Source organism: Pseudomonas sp. PS02290 (assembly GCF_029960075.1).
In the GTDB taxonomy this organism is placed as follows: Bacteria; Pseudomonadota; Gammaproteobacteria; order Pseudomonadales; family Pseudomonadaceae; genus Aquipseudomonas.
The window spans coordinates 1-20,043 of the sequence record NZ_JASCOY010000081.1 but is presented as its reverse complement, the minus strand read 5'-3'; the positions used below and the strand labels follow the sequence as shown (position 1 = coordinate 20,043).

Annotated in this window: 14 protein-coding genes and 1 pseudogene; 8 read left to right on the top strand and 7 right to left on the bottom strand. The window is 62.4% G+C overall.

Going from position 1 to position 20,043, the window contains the following annotated elements:
- Window positions 1-728: 728 nt before the first annotated feature.
- The 3 genes from QMX88_RS23605 to QMX88_RS23595 are packed head-to-tail and all read left to right on the top strand — an operon-like array spanning window position 729 to window position 3,754.
- Window positions 729-1,460 carry a GntR family transcriptional regulator gene (locus QMX88_RS23605; RefSeq protein ID WP_282372648.1) on the top strand — a complete coding sequence of 244 codons (732 nt, stop codon included), beginning with the start codon at window positions 729-731 and terminating at the stop codon, window positions 1,458-1,460.
- Window positions 1,423-2,844, top strand: a complete 1,422-nt coding sequence (locus tag QMX88_RS23600) for an MFS transporter (protein WP_282372647.1) — start codon at window positions 1,423-1,425, stop codon at window positions 2,842-2,844. The genes QMX88_RS23605 and QMX88_RS23600 overlap by 38 nt, the downstream gene beginning before the upstream one ends.
- 55 nt (window positions 2,845-2,899) lie before the next feature.
- On the top strand, window positions 2,900-3,754 hold the full coding sequence (locus QMX88_RS23595) for an amidohydrolase family protein (RefSeq protein ID WP_282372646.1): 855 nt from the start codon (window positions 2,900-2,902) through the stop codon (window positions 3,752-3,754).
- Window positions 3,755-3,786: 32 nt separating this feature from the next.
- On the opposite strand, the gene QMX88_RS23590 is transcribed toward QMX88_RS23595, so the two are convergent.
- Window positions 3,787-4,248 carry an Hsp20 family protein gene (locus QMX88_RS23590; protein WP_282372645.1) on the bottom strand — a complete coding sequence of 154 codons (462 nt, stop codon included), beginning with the start codon at window positions 4,246-4,248 and terminating at the stop codon, window positions 3,787-3,789.
- A gap of 266 nt (window positions 4,249-4,514) precedes the next feature.
- Between QMX88_RS23590 and katG the strand changes: the two genes are divergently transcribed.
- Both katG and QMX88_RS23580 read left to right on the top strand, forming a co-directional pair.
- Complete coding sequence (gene katG / locus QMX88_RS23585; protein WP_282372644.1) at window positions 4,515-6,785, top strand: catalase/peroxidase HPI; 2,271 nt, start codon at window positions 4,515-4,517, stop codon at window positions 6,783-6,785.
- A 181-nt stretch (window positions 6,786-6,966) separates the two neighbouring features.
- Window positions 6,967-7,422: pseudogene (locus QMX88_RS23580) on the top strand (REP-associated tyrosine transposase); the annotation flags it as partial.
- 1,157 nt (window positions 7,423-8,579) lie between these two features.
- Here QMX88_RS23580 and QMX88_RS23575 read toward each other — a convergent pair.
- From QMX88_RS23575 to QMX88_RS23565, 3 genes are read right to left on the bottom strand one after another with little or no spacing between them, the layout of a single operon-like run.
- Complete coding sequence (locus QMX88_RS23575) at window positions 8,580-9,989, bottom strand: efflux transporter outer membrane subunit (RefSeq protein WP_282372643.1); 1,410 nt, start codon at window positions 9,987-9,989, stop codon at window positions 8,580-8,582.
- A complete protein-coding gene (locus tag QMX88_RS23570; RefSeq protein WP_282372642.1) occupies window positions 9,973-11,139 on the bottom strand; it encodes an efflux RND transporter periplasmic adaptor subunit in 1,167 nt (388 codons plus the stop codon). Before QMX88_RS23570 ends, QMX88_RS23575 begins: the two co-directional genes overlap by 17 nt.
- Complete coding sequence (locus QMX88_RS23565) at window positions 11,129-14,359, bottom strand: efflux RND transporter permease subunit (RefSeq protein ID WP_282372641.1); 3,231 nt, start codon at window positions 14,357-14,359, stop codon at window positions 11,129-11,131. Before QMX88_RS23565 ends, QMX88_RS23570 begins: the two co-directional genes overlap by 11 nt.
- Before the next feature lie 206 nt (window positions 14,360-14,565).
- Between QMX88_RS23565 and QMX88_RS23560 the strand changes: the two genes are divergently transcribed.
- Together QMX88_RS23560 and QMX88_RS23555 are read left to right on the top strand one after the other, a co-directional pair.
- Entirely contained in the window at window positions 14,566-14,976 is a 411-nt protein-coding gene (locus tag QMX88_RS23560) for a PA0061/PA0062 family lipoprotein (protein WP_282372640.1), read from the top strand.
- 543 nt (window positions 14,977-15,519) lie between these two features.
- Window positions 15,520-15,678 (top strand): hypothetical protein, encoded by a 159-nt coding sequence (locus QMX88_RS23555; RefSeq protein ID WP_282372639.1) that lies wholly within the window; start codon window positions 15,520-15,522, stop codon window positions 15,676-15,678.
- Between the two features lie 79 nt (window positions 15,679-15,757).
- Here QMX88_RS23555 and QMX88_RS23550 read toward each other — a convergent pair whose 3' ends face one another.
- The 3 genes from QMX88_RS23550 to QMX88_RS23540 all read right to left on the bottom strand — a co-directional run bounded on the left by QMX88_RS23550 (window position 15,758) and on the right by QMX88_RS23540 (window position 19,093).
- Window positions 15,758-17,149 carry a sensor histidine kinase gene (locus QMX88_RS23550; RefSeq protein WP_192172340.1) on the bottom strand — a complete coding sequence of 464 codons (1,392 nt, stop codon included), beginning with the start codon at window positions 17,147-17,149 and terminating at the stop codon, window positions 15,758-15,760.
- The gene (locus QMX88_RS23545) at window positions 17,127-17,810 is read right to left on the bottom strand and encodes a response regulator transcription factor (RefSeq protein ID WP_062387311.1); all 684 of its coding nucleotides are present in this window, start codon (window positions 17,808-17,810) and stop codon (window positions 17,127-17,129) included. Before QMX88_RS23545 ends, QMX88_RS23550 begins: the two co-directional genes overlap by 23 nt.
- A 359-nt stretch (window positions 17,811-18,169) precedes the next feature.
- Complete coding sequence (locus QMX88_RS23540) at window positions 18,170-19,093, bottom strand: formate/nitrite transporter family protein (RefSeq protein WP_192172341.1); 924 nt, start codon at window positions 19,091-19,093, stop codon at window positions 18,170-18,172.
- A gap of 174 nt (window positions 19,094-19,267) precedes the next feature.
- Here QMX88_RS23540 and QMX88_RS23535 point away from each other — a divergent pair, with 174 nt between their 5' ends.
- Complete coding sequence (locus QMX88_RS23535; protein ID WP_282372637.1) at window positions 19,268-19,753, top strand: GNAT family N-acetyltransferase; 486 nt, start codon at window positions 19,268-19,270, stop codon at window positions 19,751-19,753.
- Window positions 19,754-20,043 lie beyond the last annotated feature (290 nt).

Sequence of the window (20,043 nt, the reverse complement as noted above, 5' to 3'; positions counted from 1 at the left end):
TAGTTCAGACGACACAAATCGCGACTTGGGTGCAGGCCGAACGCAGACGACGCGGAGTGGGCCGAGCGGCATGGATGCCGCGAGAGCGCCGTCAGGACATGGATGTCCGTTCGGCGCGCGCCCACGGAGCGTCGTCGGAGTGAGGGAACCCTGACGAAGGAAGGGCCCAACCAGGAGCACAAGCCCTTGGTTACTTGGGGCTTTATCAAGTAACTCGCCGAAGGCGAAACGATCTGCCGTTAGGCAGATGCTCTTGATCTAGCCATCTGACACCACCCATCTGATCCGTATTTATAAGCCTTACCTGAATCTGTACTGAAACAGCCGCAACCCCCAAGATCACTTCACTCCCGGCAGACCGATCAAGCCCGACCGGTCCCCATCATCCGGCCTGAAACCTCTAGTACTTCATACTTGCGTAGGAGAACCCCATGGCCAAGCTCGCCATCTTCCTGTTCGGCTTTCTCGCCCTGACCCTCATGATCGGCGCGCTCGCCACAATCTCCCCGACCTGATCCCGACCTGACACCCTCCGCGCTCTCCGCAACCTGACGGCAGACACACGCTCTGCCGTTTCCGCGTTCCCCTGAAAAACGTGAAACCTCAAACCCTCAAACGCCATTCATCCGCCAACCCCTATCCCCACCCTTGACGCTTATTTGTAACGGGACAATACTCGACACAGATTCATATAGATGACTACATAACTACAACAGCGAAGCGCCTCCATGAACCGACTTTCCAGCGATGTCCGCTTGCCGCTCTACCAACGCCTGCGAGACCAGCTCGCCGAACAGATCGCTAACAACCGCTGGCGCCCGGGCGAAGCCATTCCCACCGAAGCCGCGCTGTCCAGCGAGTACTGCCTGTCCACCGGCACCGTGCGCAAAGCCATCGACATGCTGGTCAACGAAAACATTCTCGAACGCCAACAGGGCCGCGGCACCTTCATTCGCCGGCCGCAGTTCCAGTCCTCGCTGTTCCGCTTCTTCCGCTTTCAAGGCGTCTCCGGCGAACGCCAGGTGCCTGAAAGCCGCATCCTCTCCATCGAAGCCGTCACCGCGCCCTCGGCCGTTTCCCACGCCCTCGGTCTGCCGCTGGACGCGCCGGTGATTCGCCTGATCCGCCTGCGTCTGCTCGACGCTCAGCCTGTGCTCGCCGAAGAAATCTGGTTGCCCCAGGTGCAGTTTCAGACCCTGCTGGAAATCGACCTCAGCCGCCAGGGCCCGCTGCTCTATCCGATCTACGAAGAGCAATGCGGCCAGGTCGTGGCCTACGCCGAAGAAACCCTGACCGCCGAAGCCATCAACGACACCCACGCCCGCTTGCTGCAGGTGCCAGTCAACAGCCCGGTGGTGGTGATCGAGCGTCTGGCGCGCAACTACGCCGGACAACCGCTGGAATGGCGCCGTTCGCGCGGCCATGCCAGCCACTTCCGCTACAGCGTCGACATCCGCTGAAGCGCCGCTGAGAAATCCGAATTCTGCACCCAAGCCCGTCACTCAGAACGGGCTCTACAGCACCTGCTGCTTCACACTTATAAGGACAAAAACCATGTTCAACTGGTATCGCCACGTCACTCCTCGGGAGCGCAAAACGTTCTGGGCCTGCTTCGGCGGATGGTCGCTGGACGCCCTGGAAGTTCAGATGTTCGGCCTGGCGATCCCGGCGCTGATCGCCGCCTTCGCGTTGACCAAGGGTGACGCCGGCCTGATCAGTGGCGTGACGCTGATCACCTCGGCGCTGGGTGGATGGGTCGGCGGCACGCTGTCCGACCGCTACGGCCGGGTGCGCACGCTGCAGTGGATGATCCTCTGGTTCTCGTTTTTCACCTTTCTGTCGGCGTTCGTCACCGGCTTCAGCTCGCTGCTGATCGTCAAGGCGCTGCAGGGTTTCGGCATCGGTGGCGAGTGGGCCGCAGGCGCGGTGTTGATGGCCGAAACTATCAACCCGAAATACCGTGGCAAGGTCATGGGCACCGTGCAGAGTGCATGGGCGGTGGGCTGGGGCCTGGCCGTCGGCGTGTTTACCTTGATCTATTCGTTCGTGCCTCAAGACATGGCCTGGCGGGTGATGTTTTTGGTCGGCCTGCTGCCGTCGCTGCTGATCATCTGGGTGCGCCGCAACGTCGAGGAGCCGGACAGCTTCCAGCGCCTGCAAAAAGACAACGCCATCCCACAAAGCTTCTTCAAATCCCTGGCCGGCATCTTCCGCCCGGAATTGATCCGCGTGACGCTGCTCGGCGGCTTGCTCGGCCTCGGCGCCCACGGCGGCTACCACGCCGTGATGACCTGGCTGCCGACGTTCCTGAAAACCGAGCGTAATCTGTCGGTGCTCAACTCCGGCGGCTACCTGGCAGTCATCATCGTCGCCTTCTGGTGCGGCTGCATTGCCAGCGGCTTTCTCATCGACCGCATCGGCCGCCGACTGAACATCGTGCTGTTCGCCCTGTGCTGCGTCGTCACTGTGCAGTGCTACGTGTTCCTGCCGCTGACCAACACACAAATGCTGTTCCTCGGTTTCCCGCTGGGCTTCTTCGCCGCCGGCATTCCGGCCAGCCTCGGCGCGCTGTTCAACGAGCTGTATCCGGCTGACGTGCGCGGGGCAGGGGTGGGCTTCTGCTACAACTTCGGCCGTGTGCTGTCCTCGGTCTTCCCGTTCCTGGTGGGCCACATGAGCGAATCGATGTCGCTGGGTTCCGCCATCGGCATCGACGCCGGGATCGCCTATGGCGTCGCCGTGATTGCCGCGTTGTGCCTGCCGGAAACCCGCGGTCGCAGCCTGGAAGCCAGCCCTACTGCCGGCGCCGTCGCAGACACTCGCAGCGAAACCGCCCGCGCCTGATTTCCCCTTCCGCGCGGCGCCTGTTGCGTCGCGCATTTTTTGATAGATGAGATCCATGTCCGACCTCTTTTCCGTCTCCCCCGCGTCGATCCTTGGCATCGACGGCCACGCACACGTCTTCAGCAGGGAGCTGGACCTGACATCGGCACGACGCTATTCACCCGAATACGACGCCACGCTGGCGATGTACCGGGATCAACTTCACCAGCACGGCCTGAGCCATGGCGTGCTGGTGCAACCGAGTTTCCTCGGGACCGATAACCGTTACTTGCTCGACGCCCTTCAACAGGCGCCGGATCAACTGCGTGGCGTGGTGGTGGTCGACCGCGACATTAGCCGTGCCGCGTTGGACGAGATGGACCGGCTGGGCGTCGTTGGCGTGCGTCTGAACCTGATGGCCAAGGCGCTGCCGGACTTTTCCGAACCGCAGTGGCAGGTGTTCTTCGGGCACATCGCCGTGCTCGACTGGCATGTAGAAGTGCACCGCCACGTCGCCGATATGCCTGCGCTGCTGGCCGGGCTGATGCCGTTCGGCATGAAGATCGTGATTGATCACTTTGGTCGGCCCGACGCCCGCCTGGGCCTCAATCAACCGGGCTTTCGCCAGATGCTGGAGCTGGGCCGCAGCGGGCAATTGTGGATGAAAGTCTCGGGCATTTACCGTCTGGAGGGCAGCGCACAAGAAAACCTCAATTTCGCTCGTGCCGCGCTGCCGTTGTTGGTCGACGCTTTCGGTCAGCAGCGGCTGGTCTGGGGCAGTGATTGGCCCCATACCCAGCATGAAAACAGGGTCAGCTATGGCTCTGTGGTCGAGCAGCTGCAGGCGCTGGGCTGCACCGCGCCATTGATGCGCTCTTTGCTCATCGACGCACCCCAGGTGCTGTTTGATTTCCCGCCGACCGAGGCCTGATCCGGCTTCAGGCGCGCGTTTCTCGCCGTTGTTCAAGGCCGGCTGATGTGCGGCCGGTCGGGATCGTCTCCTGGGCTGTGAATGCTGATCCGTCTCGCCTTGGCCCCCTGGGGTTCGACCCGCAGCAGGAAGACGATCAGCAAACCATTCTTGAAGGTCGCGCCCTGCACCTCGATGTGATCGGCCAGATGGAAGACCAGCCGGAACGGCCCATGGGCGATGCCCTGATGCAGGTACGTCACGCCGCCATCGGTCTGGGCTTCAGCCCCGCAAACGGTGAGCACGTTTCTTTCCAGGGTCAGGTCGAGGTCAGCGGCCGCAAGCCCGGCTGTGGCGATCACGATTCGGTAATGATCCGTGCCGTATCGTTCGACGTTGTGAGGGGGGCCGCTGGCGTTTATTTCGCTGTGCAAGGCAGATTCAAAAAAATCGTTGAAGCGATCAAAGCCCACTGATTGCCGGAACAACGGGGCCAGTGAAGCGGTGGTGGCCATGCCTGAATCTCCTGGAGATTGCCACGGTGATCAAGACGCCGGTCGACGCCGGCTCTGCACTTGATGCTGTTGTTAGAGTTGAGCTCAAGCGCCAGAAAATACAAGCACCTCCGTTAAATACTCCGCCAACAGAACCACTCTATCGTCGCCCAAACATTTGCCTATTAGACGGCTGGCCAGAGTCGTCTAGTCTTGTGCGAGTGCTAGCCTGGGCTGTCTCGCTGATGGCCGAAAAAGTAAAAAGTAAACAAGAAGGTGAGTAGACCATGTCGACTGAATCGAAATGCCCGATCAACCACGCAGCCGGAGGCGGAACCACAAACCGTGACTGGTGGCCGAACCAGCTGAACCTCAAGATCCTGCACCAGCACTCGCCATTGACTGACCCGATGGGCGAGGGCTTCGACTACGCCAAAGAATTCAAGAGCCTCGATTTCGCAGCGGTCAAACGCGACCTGCTGGAAGTGATGACTCAATCCCAGGAGTGGTGGCCGGCCGACTTCGGTCACTACGGTCCGCTGTTCATTCGCATGGCCTGGCACAGCGCCGGGACCTACCGCACCGCTGACGGCCGTGGCGGCGCAGGGGCCGGGCAGCAGCGCTTCGCACCGCTCAACAGCTGGCCGGACAACGTCAACCTCGACAAGGCTCGCCGCCTGATCTGGCCAGTGAAGCAAAAGTACGGCAGCAAGATTTCCTGGGCGGACCTGATCGTGCTCACCGGCAACGTTGCGCTGGAATCCATGGGCTTCAAGACCTTCGGTTTTTCCGGTGGGCGTGCCGATGTCTGGGAACCGGACGAAGCTGTTTACTGGGGCGCCGAAACCACCTGGCTGGGCGGTGAAGACCGTTACGGCGCGCACAAGGACATGCAACAGCCGGGCGAGGGCACGCTGGTTGCCGAGCCGGAGCACCACAGCGAAGAACAGACCCGCACCGCCAACGGCGAGCGCAACCTCGAGAACCCATTGGCCGCCGTGCAGATGGGCTTGATCTATGTAAACCCGGAAGGGCCGGAAGGTGTGCCTGACCCGGCGGCGTCGGCTCGGGACATCCGCGAGACGTTCGGTCGCATGGCCATGAACGATGAGGAAACCGTCGCCCTGATCGCTGGCGGCCACGCCTTCGGCAAGACCCACGGTGCCGGACCTGCGGACAACGTCGGCCCTGAACCGGAAGCTGCAGGCCTTGAAGCACAAGGACTGGGCTGGCGCAGCACTTATGGCTCCGGCAAGGCCGGGGATGCCATCACCAGTGGGCTTGAAGTGACCTGGACCTCGACCCCGACCCGGTGGAGCAACGAGTACCTGGAAAACCTGTTCGGCTTCGAGTGGGAGCTGACCAAGAGCCCGGCCGGCGCCCATCAGTGGAGACCGAAGAATGGCGAGGGCGCGGGCAAAATCCCCCATGCCTTCGACCCTGCCAAACGCCAGGAACCGCGCATGCTGACGTCCGATCTGGCGCTGCGCGTGGACCCTGCCTACGAGCAGGTCTCCCGACGCTTCCTGGAAAACCCTGACCAATTGGCCGATGCCTTCGCCCGCGCCTGGTTCAAGTTGACCCACCGGGACATGGGCCCGCTCGCCCGTTACCTCGGCCCGGAAATGCCAGGGGAAGAGCTGCTGTGGCAGGACCCGATTCCCGAGGTCAACCACCCGCTGGTGGACGCCAATGATGTAGCTGCGCTGAAGGAAAAAATCCTGGCGTCCGGGCTGTCGGTCTCGCAGCTGGTCGGCACGGCCTGGGCGGCGGCGTCCACCTTCCGTGGTTCCGACAAACGCGGCGGCGCCAACGGCGGTCGTCTGCGTCTGGCCCCGCAGAAAGACTGGGCGGTCAACCAACCGGCCAATCTGGCGGGCGTGCTGCAAACCCTGGAGCGCGTCCGCGACGAATTCAACGGCGCCCAGTCCGGCGGCAAGCAGATTTCGCTGGCTGATTTGATCGTTCTCGGCGGCAGCGCAGGTATCGAACAGGCGGCAAAAAAAGACGGCCACCACGTCACAGTGCCGTTCACCCCGGGCCGCATGGACGCTTCCCAGGAACAGACCGACGTCGAGTCGTTCGGCTTCCTTGAACCCATCGCCGACGGTTTCCGCAATTACCTCAAGGGCCATTACCGCGTCTCGGCAGAGAAGCTTCTGGTCGACAAGGCGCAGTTGCTGAACCTGACGGCACCGCAGATGACCGTCCTGATCGGCGGCTTGCGCGTTCTGGATATCAATGCCGGGCACAGCCAGCACGGCGTCCTGACCGAAAGACCGGGCACGCTGAGCAACGACTTCTTCAAGAACCTTTTGGACATGGGCGTCGAATGGAAAGGCGTGTCGGGCGGCGACCAGCTGTTCGAAGCCCGCGACCGCAACACCGGCGCCGTCAAATGGACCGGCACCCGGGTCGACCTGGTGTTCAGTTCACACGCTCAATTGCGGGCCGTGGCGGAGGTCTACGCCAGTGCTGACGGGGAAGAGAGGTTCATCCAGGACTTCGTCGCCGCGTGGACCAAAGTGATGGAGCTGGACCGCTTTGATCTTGCCTGAGGTGCGTGCTTCATAGCCCTCGACCTGTAAGACCCAACGCCTCCCTTGTGGAGGCGTTGTTGTTTGCGCGGCCGGGTGCATCCGCGTTGGATGAACAGGACATAGCGTGAAATACACCCTCAAAGGCATGGCTCATGAAGCGGCTACCGTGGTTTGTGCATCCACAGTCGAGGTAGTCAGCATGGTCACGAAAGCGCGTTCGCGCAGCTTGCGCATAGGGCGGTATTCCGAAATGGGGAGGATCTATCTGGTTACCTCCCGGCTTGACCGTATGAGAGATGATTTTAGTGATTGGCGGGTGGGTCGGCTGCTCGTAAAGGAAATGAGAGATGTGCACGAGTGCGGATTTGCAAAAACGCTGGCGTGGGTTGTGATGCCTGACCATTTTCACTGGTTAGTGAAGCTTCATCATGGCTCGCTTGCGGGCATTGTTCAGCGAGTCAAGTCGAAGACCGCCATTGCAGTGAACAGGGTCACCGGCAATCAGGGGCGACTGTGGCAGCCTGGATATCACGATGCAGCCGCACGCCATGAGGATGATCTGATTCACTTCGCCCGCTATATCGTGGCCAATCCTCTCCGGGCCGGGTTAGTCAGCCGGGTCGGAGATTATCCACTATGGGACTCCATTGGATTGCCAGGTTCAGGGGTGGAGTTCGGAGAGTCCGGGAGTGAGTTTCTTAAGCTTTTATTAGGAATCAACAATGATCTGCCTGAGTCATTGCCCATCAATGAGTCTTCGTGAACAAGGTGGGCCGCCACCCCGGTCACTCCCACAGGTCCAACGAACTGGCCGAAATATCGAGCCGAACCACCATCCCGTGGGAGTCGAGCTTGCTCGCGAAAGCTCACTTTCAGCCGCCAGAGAAAGTGGCTGAATGCCCCGGCCCCTTCGTGAGCAAGCTCACTCCCACAAGTTTTGCAGCAACCTGAGATTCCGAGGCGCACCACCATCCCGTGGGAGTCGAGCTTGCTCGCGAAGGCTCACTTTCAGCCGGAAGAGAAAGTGGCTGACTGTCCCGGCCCCTTCGTGAGCAAGCTCACTCCCACAGGTCCTGCAACAACCGAAAATCCTGAGCCGAATCACCATCCCGTGGGAGTCGAGCTTGCTCGCGAAGGCTTACTTTCAGCCACCCGAGAAGGTGGCTGAATGTACTGGCCTCTTCGTGAGCAAGCTCACTCACACAAGTCCCCCGAACTTACCGAAATGTCGAGCCGAACCACCATCCCGTGGGAGTCGAGCTTGCTCGCGAAGGCTCACTTTCAGCCGCAGAGGAAGTGGCTGAATGCCCCGGCCCCTTCGTGAGCAAGCTCACTCCCACAAGTTTTGCAGCAACCTGAGATTCCGAGGCGCACCATCATCCCGTGGGAGTCGAGCTTGCTCGCGAAGGCTCACTTTCGGCCGGAAGAGAAAGTGGCTGACTGTCCCGGCCCCTTCGTGAGCAAGCTCACTCCCACAGGTCCTGCAACAACCGAAAATCCTGAGCCGAATCACCATCCCGTGGGAGTCGAGCTTGCTCGCGAAGACTCACTTTCAGCCGGAAGAGAAAGTGGCTGAATGCCCCGGCCCCTTCGTGAGCAAGCTCACTCCCACAGGTCCCCCGAACTGGCCGAAATATCGAGCCGAACCACCATCCCGTGGGAGTCGAGCTTGCTCGCGAAGACTGACTTTCAGCCACCAGAGAAAGCGGCCGAATGCCCAGGCTTCTTGGTGAACAAGGCGAAGCCAACCCCGGTCACTCCCACGTGTCCCGGGATCTTTCAGCGGGAAGATCAGCGCCGGCGCCGACAAACTCACCCGCTTTTCCACCCTCCACCCAACGCCGCCATGAGCCCGACACTGGCCTGCAACCTATTGGTCTCAACCACCTGCAACCGCCGTTGTGCCTGAAGCGCCGCGGTTTGCGCGGTCACTACATCCAGGTAACTCGCGGCCCCGGCCTGGTAGCTGCTCATCGCCATCTGTTCGGCGTTTTGCGCGGCGTCGACAGCGGCGTGCTGGTCATCGGACTCGCGCTGCAGATCGCGCAGCTGACCCAGATTGTCTTCCACCTCGCGCACAGCCTTGAGCACCTGGCTGTGATACTGCGCGGCGGCCTCTTCAAACTCGGCCTTGGCTTGCCGCTCGTTGGCGCTGCGGCGGCCGCCGTCGAAAATCGGCAGGTTGACCAGCGGCCCCAGCGCCCAGTAACGATTGGCTGCCGCCAGCAGATTGCCGCTGCCCTGGGTTTGCCCGCCGAGCAGGCCGGTCAGGCTGAAGTCCGGGTACCACGCCGCTTTCGCCACGCCGATGTTGGCGTTGGCGGCGAACACGCGGCGCTCTGCGGCGGCGACGTCGGGGCGTTGTTGCAACAGGCTGCCGGGCAAGGCGTGGGGGATGCCGGGCAGTTTCAGCGGTTGCGCGTTCTGGGCCAGATGAACGTCTCCGGGCATCGCGCCCACCAGTTCGGCGATGGCGTGTTCGCCGAGGTCGCGCTGGGCGTTGACGTCATCGAGTTGCGCACGGGCTTCGGCGAGCTGGCTTTGCGCACGGGTCAGGTCCAGTGCCGACGCGATCTTGCCCTCGTAGCGATCGCGGGTCAGTTGCAGGGCCTGGGTGTAATCGTCCAGCGAGGTCTGCAGGATGCGGCTCTGCGCGTCCAGCCCGCGCACCTGCACATACAGCGTCGCCAACTGGCGCTGCAGGCTCAGGCGCGCGACCGCCAGATCGTCCGCCGAGGCTTGGGCCTGGGCGTCGCCGGCCGCCACCTGGTTGCGGATCTTGCCCCACAGGTCCGGGTCGAAATTGAGGCTGAACCCGGCGGTGTCGCTGTTGTAGATCGAGGGCTGTGTGCCGCTGCGCAGTGGTCGTCGATCCGACTGCCGTTGGCGAACCGGGCTCAAACTGGCGCTGACCTGAGGCATCAGCCCCGCGTGCAACTGAGCCGCATACGCCAGCGCGGCGTCGTAGTGCGCCAGCGCGGCCGTCAAATCCGGGTTGGCATTGAGCAGCCGGTGTTGCAGATCATTCAGTTGCGCGTCCTCGAACGCTTCCCACCACTGGGCTTGCACCGTATCGGCAGGCTGCACCGGATGCCAGGGACCGGCGTCCTCGGCGAAATGCGCGGGCAGATGAACCGCCGGCGCCTGATAAACCGGTGCGAGCGAACAGCCCTGCAGCGTCACGGCGATGGCCAGCGTCAGCGCTTCAAGCCTTGTGCGCATGGTCACCTCCGGCGTCGGCCAGTTGCACGGCATCGTTCTCCCGCAGCGCATCGGGCGGGTTATCGATGACGTGATCGGCCGGTTTGAGGCCTTGATCGACGATCAGCCGATCGCCTAGGTCCATCGCGATGTGGATGTCGCGCAGGTGCACATGGCCGGCGCCATCGAGGGTGGCAACCTGGGTGCCTTTGGCGCGGAAGATCAGCGCGCTGGCCGGAATGCTCAGCCCGCCGCGGGCGTTTTTTACCGGCAGCGTGGCGTCGGCGTAGTCGCCGGGCATCAGCGCGCCATCCGGGTTGTCGGCGATGAACTGGGTCAGCAGGGTGCCGGAGCGTGGATCCACCGCCGTGGAGTCACCCAGCAACGTGGCGGTGTAGGTCTGCCCCGGATGCTCGGGCACGCTCAACTGCACCTGCATGCCGGGATGCACGACGCTGGCGTAGTTCTGCGGGATCGGCACATACAGCCGCAGGCGATGGGTGTCGGCGAGGCTGAACAGCGGGCGGGCGCCGCCGTCATCGGCTTTGATCAACTGACCGATGTCGGTGTTGCGCGCGGTGACAGTGCCGCTGAATGGCGCGCGAATGGTCTTGTAATCCTCCAGCGCCACGATCCGTTGATAGTCGGCGTCTGCCGCCTGCACATCGGCATTGGCAGCCGTGGCGGTGGCAACTTTTTCATCCACTTCCTGCTGTGACACCGAGTGGGTGGTCAGTAGATGCTGCCAGCGTGCCGCCGTGGTCTGTGCGATGCGTGCGTTGGCGTGTTGCTGGGCCAGACGCGCCCGGGCCTGAGCCAGTTGCTGGTCGAGCTCGGGGCTGTCGATGTGGGCCAGTACCTGACCGGCCTGCACATGGCTGCCGATGTCGGCGTCCCAGTCTTTCAGGTAACCGCTGACCCGCGCGTTGATCGCCGCATTGCTCCAGGCCTCGAGGCGCGCGGGCAGGCGCAAGGTGTTGCCTTGGGCGCTTTGGGTCGGCACGACAACACTGACAACGGGCACCGATTGTCGCTCGGTCCAGGCGTCGACGGCGTGTGCCTCGCGGGTGCGTGCGGCGACGCCATTGGCGACCAGCAGCGCCGCCAGGGTCAGGCCGCCAATGCCGAGCAACATCAGGCGCTTGCGCGAAGGGGCGTGTTCAGACGACATGGGGTGTTTCTCCATCAAGGGCATTCGCAGGCAAGGGTGTTGAGTGGCGGTGGACGAGGCTGAAGACCACCGGCACGAACAGCAGGGTCGCGGTGGTGGCGAGGATCAGGCCGCCGATCACCGCACGGCCGAGCGGCGCGTTCTGTTCCTGGGAAATCGCCAGCGGTAGCATGCCGATGATCATCGCCAGCGCGGTCATGCACACCGGGCGGAAGCGCGTGTAGCCAGCCTCCATTGCGGCGAGCAGGGCATCGCCGTGTTCGGCCAGACGCTCGCGGCAGAAACTCACCACCAGAATCGAGTTGGCCGTGGCCACGCCCATGCAGAGGATCGCCCCGGTCAGCGCCGGGACCGACAGCGACGTGCCGCTGAGAAACAGCATCCAGACGATGCCTGCGAGCGCGGCGGGCAGGGCCGTGATGACCACGAACGGATCGATCCACGATTGAAAGTTGACCACGATGAGCAAGTAGATCAGCACCACGGCGCCGAGCAGACCGAGGCTCAGGCCGCTGAACGCTTCGTGCAACGCGTCGATCTGGCCGTGCAGGCTGACCGTCGCGCCTTTGGGCCGCAGGTGCGCGGTGTCGTCGATGACCTTCTGGATGTCCGCCGCCACCCCGCCGAGGTCGCGGCCCTGCACGTTGGCGAACAGGTCCAGTGTCGGCTGAATGTTGTAGTGGGTGACCACCGCCGGGCTGTCGACGCGGCTGATGGTCGCCAGGCCGCCGAGGATCTGCGACTGCCCGTTGCTGCCGGTAATCGGCAGGGCTTCGAGGCTCGGCAGGCTGTCGAGACGGTATTGCGGTGTCGCCGCGACCACCGAATACGAGACGCCGTTTTTCGGGTTCAGCCAGTAAGTCGGCGCCACCTGGGAGGTGCCGGCCAGGGACGCGCCGAGGCTGGTGGTCACGTCTTTTTCCGTGATCCCCAGTTGCTTGGCGCGCAGCCGATCAACGTTCACCTGCAACGACGGGTAACCGGTGGATTGCTGAATGCGCAGGTCGGCGATGCCCGGCACATGCTGCAAACGGCGCTGCAGTTCCAGTGCGTAGGCGCGGTTGGCGTCGCCGTTGGGGCCGGAGATTTTCAGGTCCAACGGAGCCGGGGCGCCGAAGTTGAGGATCTGGCTGCTGATGTCGGCAGGCATGAAGGCGAACTGGCTGCCGGGGAAGCTTTGCGGCAAGGCTTCGCGCAGGCGTTTGACGTACTCAGCGGTTGGCGCGTGATCGGCCTTGAGGGTGACCTGAATGTCGCCATCCTGCGGTCCGATGGTGCCGCTGCTGCTGTAGGCCATGTCGATGCCGCTCAGGGGGATGCCGATGTTGTCGATCACCGTGTCCAGTTCATCGGCCGGGATGATCTCGCGGATGCGCTGCTCGATGCGGTCGAACGCCGCCGCGCTTTCCTCGATGCGCGTGCCCAGTGGCAGGCGCACATGCATCGACAGCGCGCCGGCGTCGGTGGCCGGGAAGAAGTCTTCGCCCAGGCTCGGCAGCAGCGCAAAACTGGCGAGCACGCAGGCGAGAAAGCCGATGAGGAATGACTTGCGCCGCTTCAGTGCCAGGCCGAGCAGGCCGTGGTAGGTGTCGCGAATAACTGAGAAGCGTGTCTCGAAACCCTGTTGAAACCTCAATGCGCCGCGCAGGATCAGGTTGCGTTGACGCCCATGCTGATCACCTTCGTGGTGGTTGATAAACGGGTCTTCCGGGTGATGGCCAGGGCCGGTTTCCAGCTCGTGGGGTTTGAGCAGAAACATCGCCAGGGTCGGCACCAGCGTGCGCGACAGCAGGAACGAGCTGGCCATGGCGAAGATCACCGCCAGCGCCATGGGCCGGAACAAATAACCGGCGATCCCTTGCAGCATGAACATCGGCACGAAGACGATGCAGATGCACAGCAGCGACACGAACGCGGGGCCGACGATCTGCCGCGCGCCGTCCATGATCGCGTCCTTCACCGCCTTGCCCTGTTCTAGGTGCCAGTTGATGTTCTCGATGGTCACCGTTGCGTCGTCCACCAGAATCCCCACGGCCAGCGCCAAGCCGCCGAGGGTCATCACGTTCAGGGTTTGTCCGGTCACGGAAAGCAGCGCGATGGCCGAGAGCACGGCCAGGGGAATCGACGCGGCGATGATCAGCGTCGAGCGCCAACTGCCGAGGAACAGCAGGATCATCACGCTGGTCAGCAAGGCGGCGATGATGCCTTCCCGGGCCACACTCCCCACCGACGCTTTGACGAACACCGAGGCGTCGCCCAGCAGCGAGGTTTTCAGGGCGGGCGGCAGCGTCTCGTTGATCAGCGGCAGCATGTTGCGGATGTTGTCGACGATGGACAGGGTCGAGATGTTGCCGTTCTTCAGCGCCGGCATCAGCACGGCGCGACGGCCGTCAACGCGCACGATGTTGGTCTGCGGCGGCGAACCGTCGCGCACGTGGGCCACCTGGCCGATGGTGATCAGCGCGCCGTCGACGGTCTTGATCGGCAGGTCATTGAGTTCGTCGATGGCCTTGGGGCTGTTGTTGAGCAGCACGGTGTATTCGTCGCCGCCCATCTTCGCCGTGCCCACCGGGATGATCTGGTTGCCGGCGGCCAGTGCGTTGCCGACGTCTTGCGCGGACAGGCCTTTGGCGGCCAGCGCCTGCGGGTCGAGGTCCAGGGTGATCTGCCGCTGCTTGCCGCCCATGGGCGTCGGCATCGCCAGCCCCGGCACCGCGCTGAGGGGCAGGCGGACGCTGTTCTGCACCAGATCGCGAATCTTCGCTTCCGACAGCGTCGGGCTGGAAAAGGCCATCTGCAGGATCGGCACGGTCGAGGCGCTGTAGTTAAGGATCAGCGGCGGTGTGATGCCCGCCGGCATTTGCTTGAGCACGGTCTGTGAGACCGCGGTCACTTGCGCGTTGGCGGTGCGGATATCCACGCCCGGCTGGAAGAAAATCTTGACGATGCCCATGCCGGGCAGCGACTGCGACTCGATGTGTTCGATGTCGTTGACCGTGGTGCTCAGCGAGCGCTCGTAGGTGTAGATCACCCGACCGGCCATGGCGTCCGGCGACAGCCCGGCGTATTGCCAGACCACCGCGACCACCGGAATGCCGATGTCCGGAAACACATCGGTGGGCGTTTTAAGGGCCGCCATCGGCCCGACAATACAGATGAAAATCGCCAACACGATAAACGTGTACGGCTTTAGCAATGCAGTCCTGACCAGCCCGAGCATGCCGTAAACCTCCCATTTCGAATGGGCGCAGTCTTGGGGGACGTACCTAACACGCGGCTTTCAGCCAGATGAACAAAACGTTAGTGCGGTGAGCAGGTTGCTTTCATGCTGGATTCATTTGTTGTTCATCCGCGACCCACGCACCCTGCGCCCCTCGAAATTCCACCCTGCACATCAGGGATTTTTTCAACTGCCGAGGTCGTGCCATGAAAGCCAAATCGTTATTGCTGGTTCCTATGTTCAGTCTGGTCGTGTTGCTCTCCGCCTGCGCCGGTCCCATGCCCAAAGCCGACCCGAGCGAGGCGTGGATCAGCCTGCAGGAAGAGCCCGCGGACGTGCTGATGGCCGAGGACTTGGACGGCAAGCGCCTGAATGACGGCCGCTTCTTCGAAGTCAAACCGGGCGCCCACACCCTGGACGTCAACCTGATCGTCGAACGCAGCGGCGACAACGGAGAGATGAACTGCGAGACCGGCATCCAATACGGCCAGTTCCAGGCGGGTGAGCATTACAAACTGGTGGAGTCCAGCCTGGGCGAGGAATACCGGGTGAAACTTGAAGATGCGAAAGGTAGGTCGCTTGAGCACAGCGTGGACTTCACGTGCATGCCGGGGTGATGGGAAGACTGCTTTGTGGTTCGGGTGATGTCGCGCACTGTCACGCGGCACACCTGATCCATGTGTGAGCTTGCTCACGAAGACGGCATTCCGGCTGCCGGATAATGAGCGGCTTTACCGGCCTATTCGCGAGCAAGCTCGCTCCCACAGGTGCCTAATCTGCCAGAAGATCTGCGTTTTCATCCTGTTTATTAGACCCAGCGCTGTCGTACGGCAAACAAGGTCCTTGTGGGAGTGAGCTTGCTCACGAAGGCGGCATTCCGGCTGCCGGATAATCAGCGGCTGTACGGGCCTATTCGCGAGCAAGCTCGCCCCCACGGGTGCTCCATTAACCGAAAGATCAGCGTGGCTTTACCGCGAGGAGCCAGTAAACCGCCTCAAAAGCGAGTTCGGCCATGCGGTCACTGTTGATGTGCTTCTCAAAAACGACAGGGGCGGTACTCGCCTATATCAGGAAAATGTTCAGCGTGTTGACGACCACATCCCTGAAAACTACGATCCAGCGTCACTACTCAGGATGCTGAATGCACACGAGGGATTGAAATGAGTTCGCCTGACAAGCCTTTACCAAAACTGACAAGGACCCTTTCCGACTTCGTCCGCAACGCCACCTTCGAGGAGAAGGAACGGGTTTATCTGGAGGTCATGGAGAAAGCCTGGGCGCGGCAGGAAAAGATCATCGAGCAAGCCCGGAAAATGTAACGCCCCCCAATAACAAAGCCGCCCTTGAGGCGGCTTTGTCGTCTTCGCTTGCAGCTTGCAGCCTAAAGCCCCACCCCCTTCACCCCAACGCCAACACCCGCCGACACTCCAGCACCAGACTCGCCCCCCCGGACGGGCTGCTGCCGATGCGCAGTTTAAAGCCGTGCAGATTCACGATCGCAGCGACGATCGACAGCCCCAGGCCGAAGCCGCTTTGCTGATTGCCGTTTTCGCTGCGGTAGAAGCGCTTGAACACAGCCTCGCGTTCGGCATCGGGGATGCCGGGGCCGGTGTCCTGAACTTCGATGAAGGTGGTTTCCCCTTCGGCGCGGGCGATGAGCAGGACTTGCCCGCCCGGCGGGGTGAACTTGATCGAGTTGCTCAGCAGGTTCGACAGCGCCTCGAACAGCAGCGCGCGGTCACCCACCAGCGGCGGCAGGTGCTCGGCAACTTTCAGCTGCAGAGAGACGCGGCCTTCTTCGGCCAGCGGCAGGTAAAAATCGTGCAACTCCTGCAACAGCGGCTGCGGATCGAGCTGACCGAACGCCGAACGCCGCTGGTGATCTTCCAGTTCCGAGATCCGCAGCAGCCCGCGAAAGCGCGCCATCAGCGTGTCGGCGTCGGCGATCACCTGGGCCATTTGCTCGCCCAGCGCCGAATCTTCCGGTGACTGCTGCTGAATCCGGTACAGCTGCGCGCGCAGACGGGTCAGCGGGGTGCGCAGGTCGTGGGCGATGTTGTCGCAGACGCCCTTGACCTCGTTCATCAGGCGCTCGATGCGGTCGAGCATGGCGTTGACGATGTCGGCGAGCATGTCCAGCTCGTCGCGGCGGTCCGACACCGGCAGGCGTCGGGCCAGGTCACCGGTTACGATGGCCTCGGCGCTGGCCTGAATCGCCCGGATGCGTTGCAGCGGCCGGCGTCCCAGCAAGTGCCAGCCAGCGATACCCGGAATGATCGTCAGCGAAATGCCCCACAGCAGCGCGCGCAGAATCAGCGTGGTCACGGCGAACAGCGAACCGTTGTCGCGCACCAGAATCAGCCAGCGATCATCCAGCGTGTGAATCGCCACGGCGTCGCAGCCCGAGCTGGGCAGGTCTGGGTCGTCGGAGTCGATGCAGGTGGCCAGTTCCTGGATTTCCCCGGTCAGCTTGAGGCCGTCGGGAATGCTCTGGATCGGGCCACTGATGGGATTCATGTCCTTGTCGAACAGCCCGTAGGCGTCGACCGAACGCATGTCGAATTTGTCGCTGGTGCGTAACGCATCGTCCAGCTGCGCGCCTTCGAATCGCGAGAACAACTGCTGGCGCTGCATCAATGAGTGGCGGGCGAGGGTGTTGAGGTAACTGGTGACTTCCCAGTACAGCACCCCCATGAGGATGCTGCTCCAGGCCACAAACAGGAAACTGTACAGCGCCAGCAGCCGGCTGCTGGAGGAGCGCCAGCCCTTAGACGGGTTCGGCAATGACATAACCTGAGCCTCGAACGGTACGTATCAGCGGCGTCAGGGTAGGGGGATCGATTTTCTTGCGCAAGCGACCGATGTGCACGTCGATCAGGTTGGTGCCGGGGTCGAAGTGATAACCCCAGACTTCTTCGAAAATCATCATGCGGGTGATGATCTGCCCGCTGTTGCGCATCAGGAATTCCAGCAGCTTGTATTCGGTGGGCAGCAGGTTCAGCGGCTGCCCGGCGCGGCTGGCTTCACGGGTGATCAGATTGAGTTCGAGGTCGGCGACCTTGAGCATGGTCTCGGCCTGGGTTCCCGGATTGCTACGGCGTAGCAAGACTTCCACCCGGGCGGCCATTTCGTCGGAGGCGAAGGGTTTGGACAGGTAATCATCCCCACCCGCGCGCAACCCGCGCACGCGCTCATCTACATCGGACAGCGCGCTGATCATCAGAATTGGCGTGGCGATACCCAGGGCGCGCATGGTGGTGACAATCGCCAGACCGTCGACTTCCGGCAGCATGCGATCGAGGGTGATCAGGTCGTAATCGCCGCTGACCGCGCGGACCAGGCCCTCGCGACCGTTGTCGACCCAGTCCACCTGCAGGCCGTGGCTGCTCAGTTCGGCAACGATTTCCTTCGCGGTGACGGCATCGTCTTCGATTGTCAGAATTCGCGTCATGTGAGATCAGGGCCACGTGAGAGGACAGAAGGCTGCATTTTGCCTTTAAACGTAGTCGGGATTTCTTAAAAATAATTTAAGAAGGGCATGAGGGGCGTTTTGGTGCTAGCCAGCGCGCCGGGGGGAGTGGGCAGGCGCTCGATTCCTGACAGGTCAGCGATCAGTGTGGGAGCGACCGGGGTGGCGCTCCACCTTGCTCGCGAATGCGTTGTATCAGGCGACCCTTGACTGTCAGGTCCGACGCTTTCGTGAGCAAGCTCACTCCCACATGACCTGTGTCAGACTCAGGTACACCGGTCACCCCCACATGACCAGTGTCACACCCAGGCACACCGGTCACTGTCACATTTCCTACCGCTTCAAGCGCCTTTGCGATCGGATTCAGCTTTGGGCTGACGCAGCTCTTGCTTCAGCTTTTCGTCCAGCGCTTTCTTCTGGCCTTTCTTGTCCGGCGTTTCGCCTTCGCTGCGGATCTGCGCATGGCTGATCAACGCGAAGATGAAGCTGCCGCCGATGATGTTGCCACCCAGTGTCGGGCCTGCGAATGTCAGCCAGAAATCCTTCCACGGCAGCTCGCCGGCGAACACCAGATACGAGACCTCGGCGGAGCCAACGACGATGTGGGTGAAATCACCCAGCGCCATCAGGTAGGTGATCATCACGATGATGGCGACCTTGGCCGATTCCATGGACGGGATCATCCACACCATAGTGGCGATCATCCAGCCGGAGATAATGCCCTTGGCGAACATCTGCCCGCTGTCGTTCTCCATCACCTTGCGGCCGATTTCGAGGAAGGCCTGGTCGGTCTTGGTGTCGAAGATCGGCAGGTGCAGCATGACGTAGGCCACCAGCAGCGTGCCGCACAGGTTACCTACCAGCACCACGGTCCACAGCCGCAACAGGCGGACGACGTTTTTCAGCGTCGGCTTGCTCATCACCGGCAGCACGGCGGTCAGGGTGTTTTCGGTGAACAGCTGCTGACGGGCCAGAATCACCGCCAGAAAGCCTGCGCAGTAGCCGAAGCTGGCGATAACTTTGAAGCCTTCGGCATCGGGCAGGCGAGAGTTCAACAAGCCCATCGCCATCAGCGACAGGCCCATGGTCAGCCCGGCCGCGAGGGCCGACCAGAACAGCGCCGCGACGTTGCGCTCCAGCTCCTGATCGCCCTGCATGCGGATCGTTTCGTGGAGGACGGCGGCGCGGGGCGGCTGGTTTTCGTCGATGTCGCGTTCTTCTTCCGCCGTGAGGCCGGGGGTCTTGCCGTCTGGTTCGTGTTCCATGGCGATCCTTTGGATGATTCAGTGCTCTTGGGCAGAGCATTCTGCTTTCGCTGTTCGAGGGAGGCGGCGGCTGGCGTGCACGTGCTTGCTGCGCGGCGCTGCTGCTTGAGACACAATCCGTCACCCGTCGTTCGCCAACGGCGGCAGCCTTTTCACTGACCCGGGAGCCCCCCTTTGAGCCTTCACATCCGCGATGCCACCCGTGACGACGCCGCCGTCATCCTGGGCTTCATCACCGAGCTTGCGATCTACGAAAAAGCCGAGCACGAAGTCAAGGCCAGCGTCGCTGACATTGAGCAAAGCCTGTTCGACGAAGCTTCGCCGGCCAAGGCGCTGATCTGCCTGCTGGACGGCCAGCCCATTGGTTTCGCCGTGTACTTCCCGAGCTATTCCACCTGGCTGGGCCGCAAGGGCCTGTACCTTGAGGATCTGTACGTGTCCGCTGCGCAACGGGGCGTCGGCGCCGGCAAGAAACTGCTGCGCCATCTGGCCCGGATCGCCCATGACAGCGGCTGCGGTCGTCTGGAGTGGAGCGTGCTGGACTGGAACCAGCCGGCGATCGACTTCTACAAATCAATCGGCGCCGAGCCCCAGGACGAGTGGGTGCGTTACCGGATGGAGGGGGAAGGGTTGAAACGCTTTGCGTTGGGGCAGGATTGAGGCGTATTGCTGCAGGAGCTTGCCTGCGGATGCGGACACCCACAGGTCCTCCGAACTGGCCGAAATATGAGTCAGTCCACTATCCCGTGGGAGTGACCGGGGTGGCGCTCCACCTTGCTCGCGAAGACTGACTTACAGCCGCCGGAGAAAGTGGCTGAATGTCCCGGCCTCTTCGCGAGCAAGCTCACTCCCACAGGTCCTACGAACTGGCCGAAATATGAGTCAGTCCACTATCGCGTGGGGGCGCGGGATGTGCGGCGCGCCGCCCTTTAACCCCCCCCGGGAAAGGG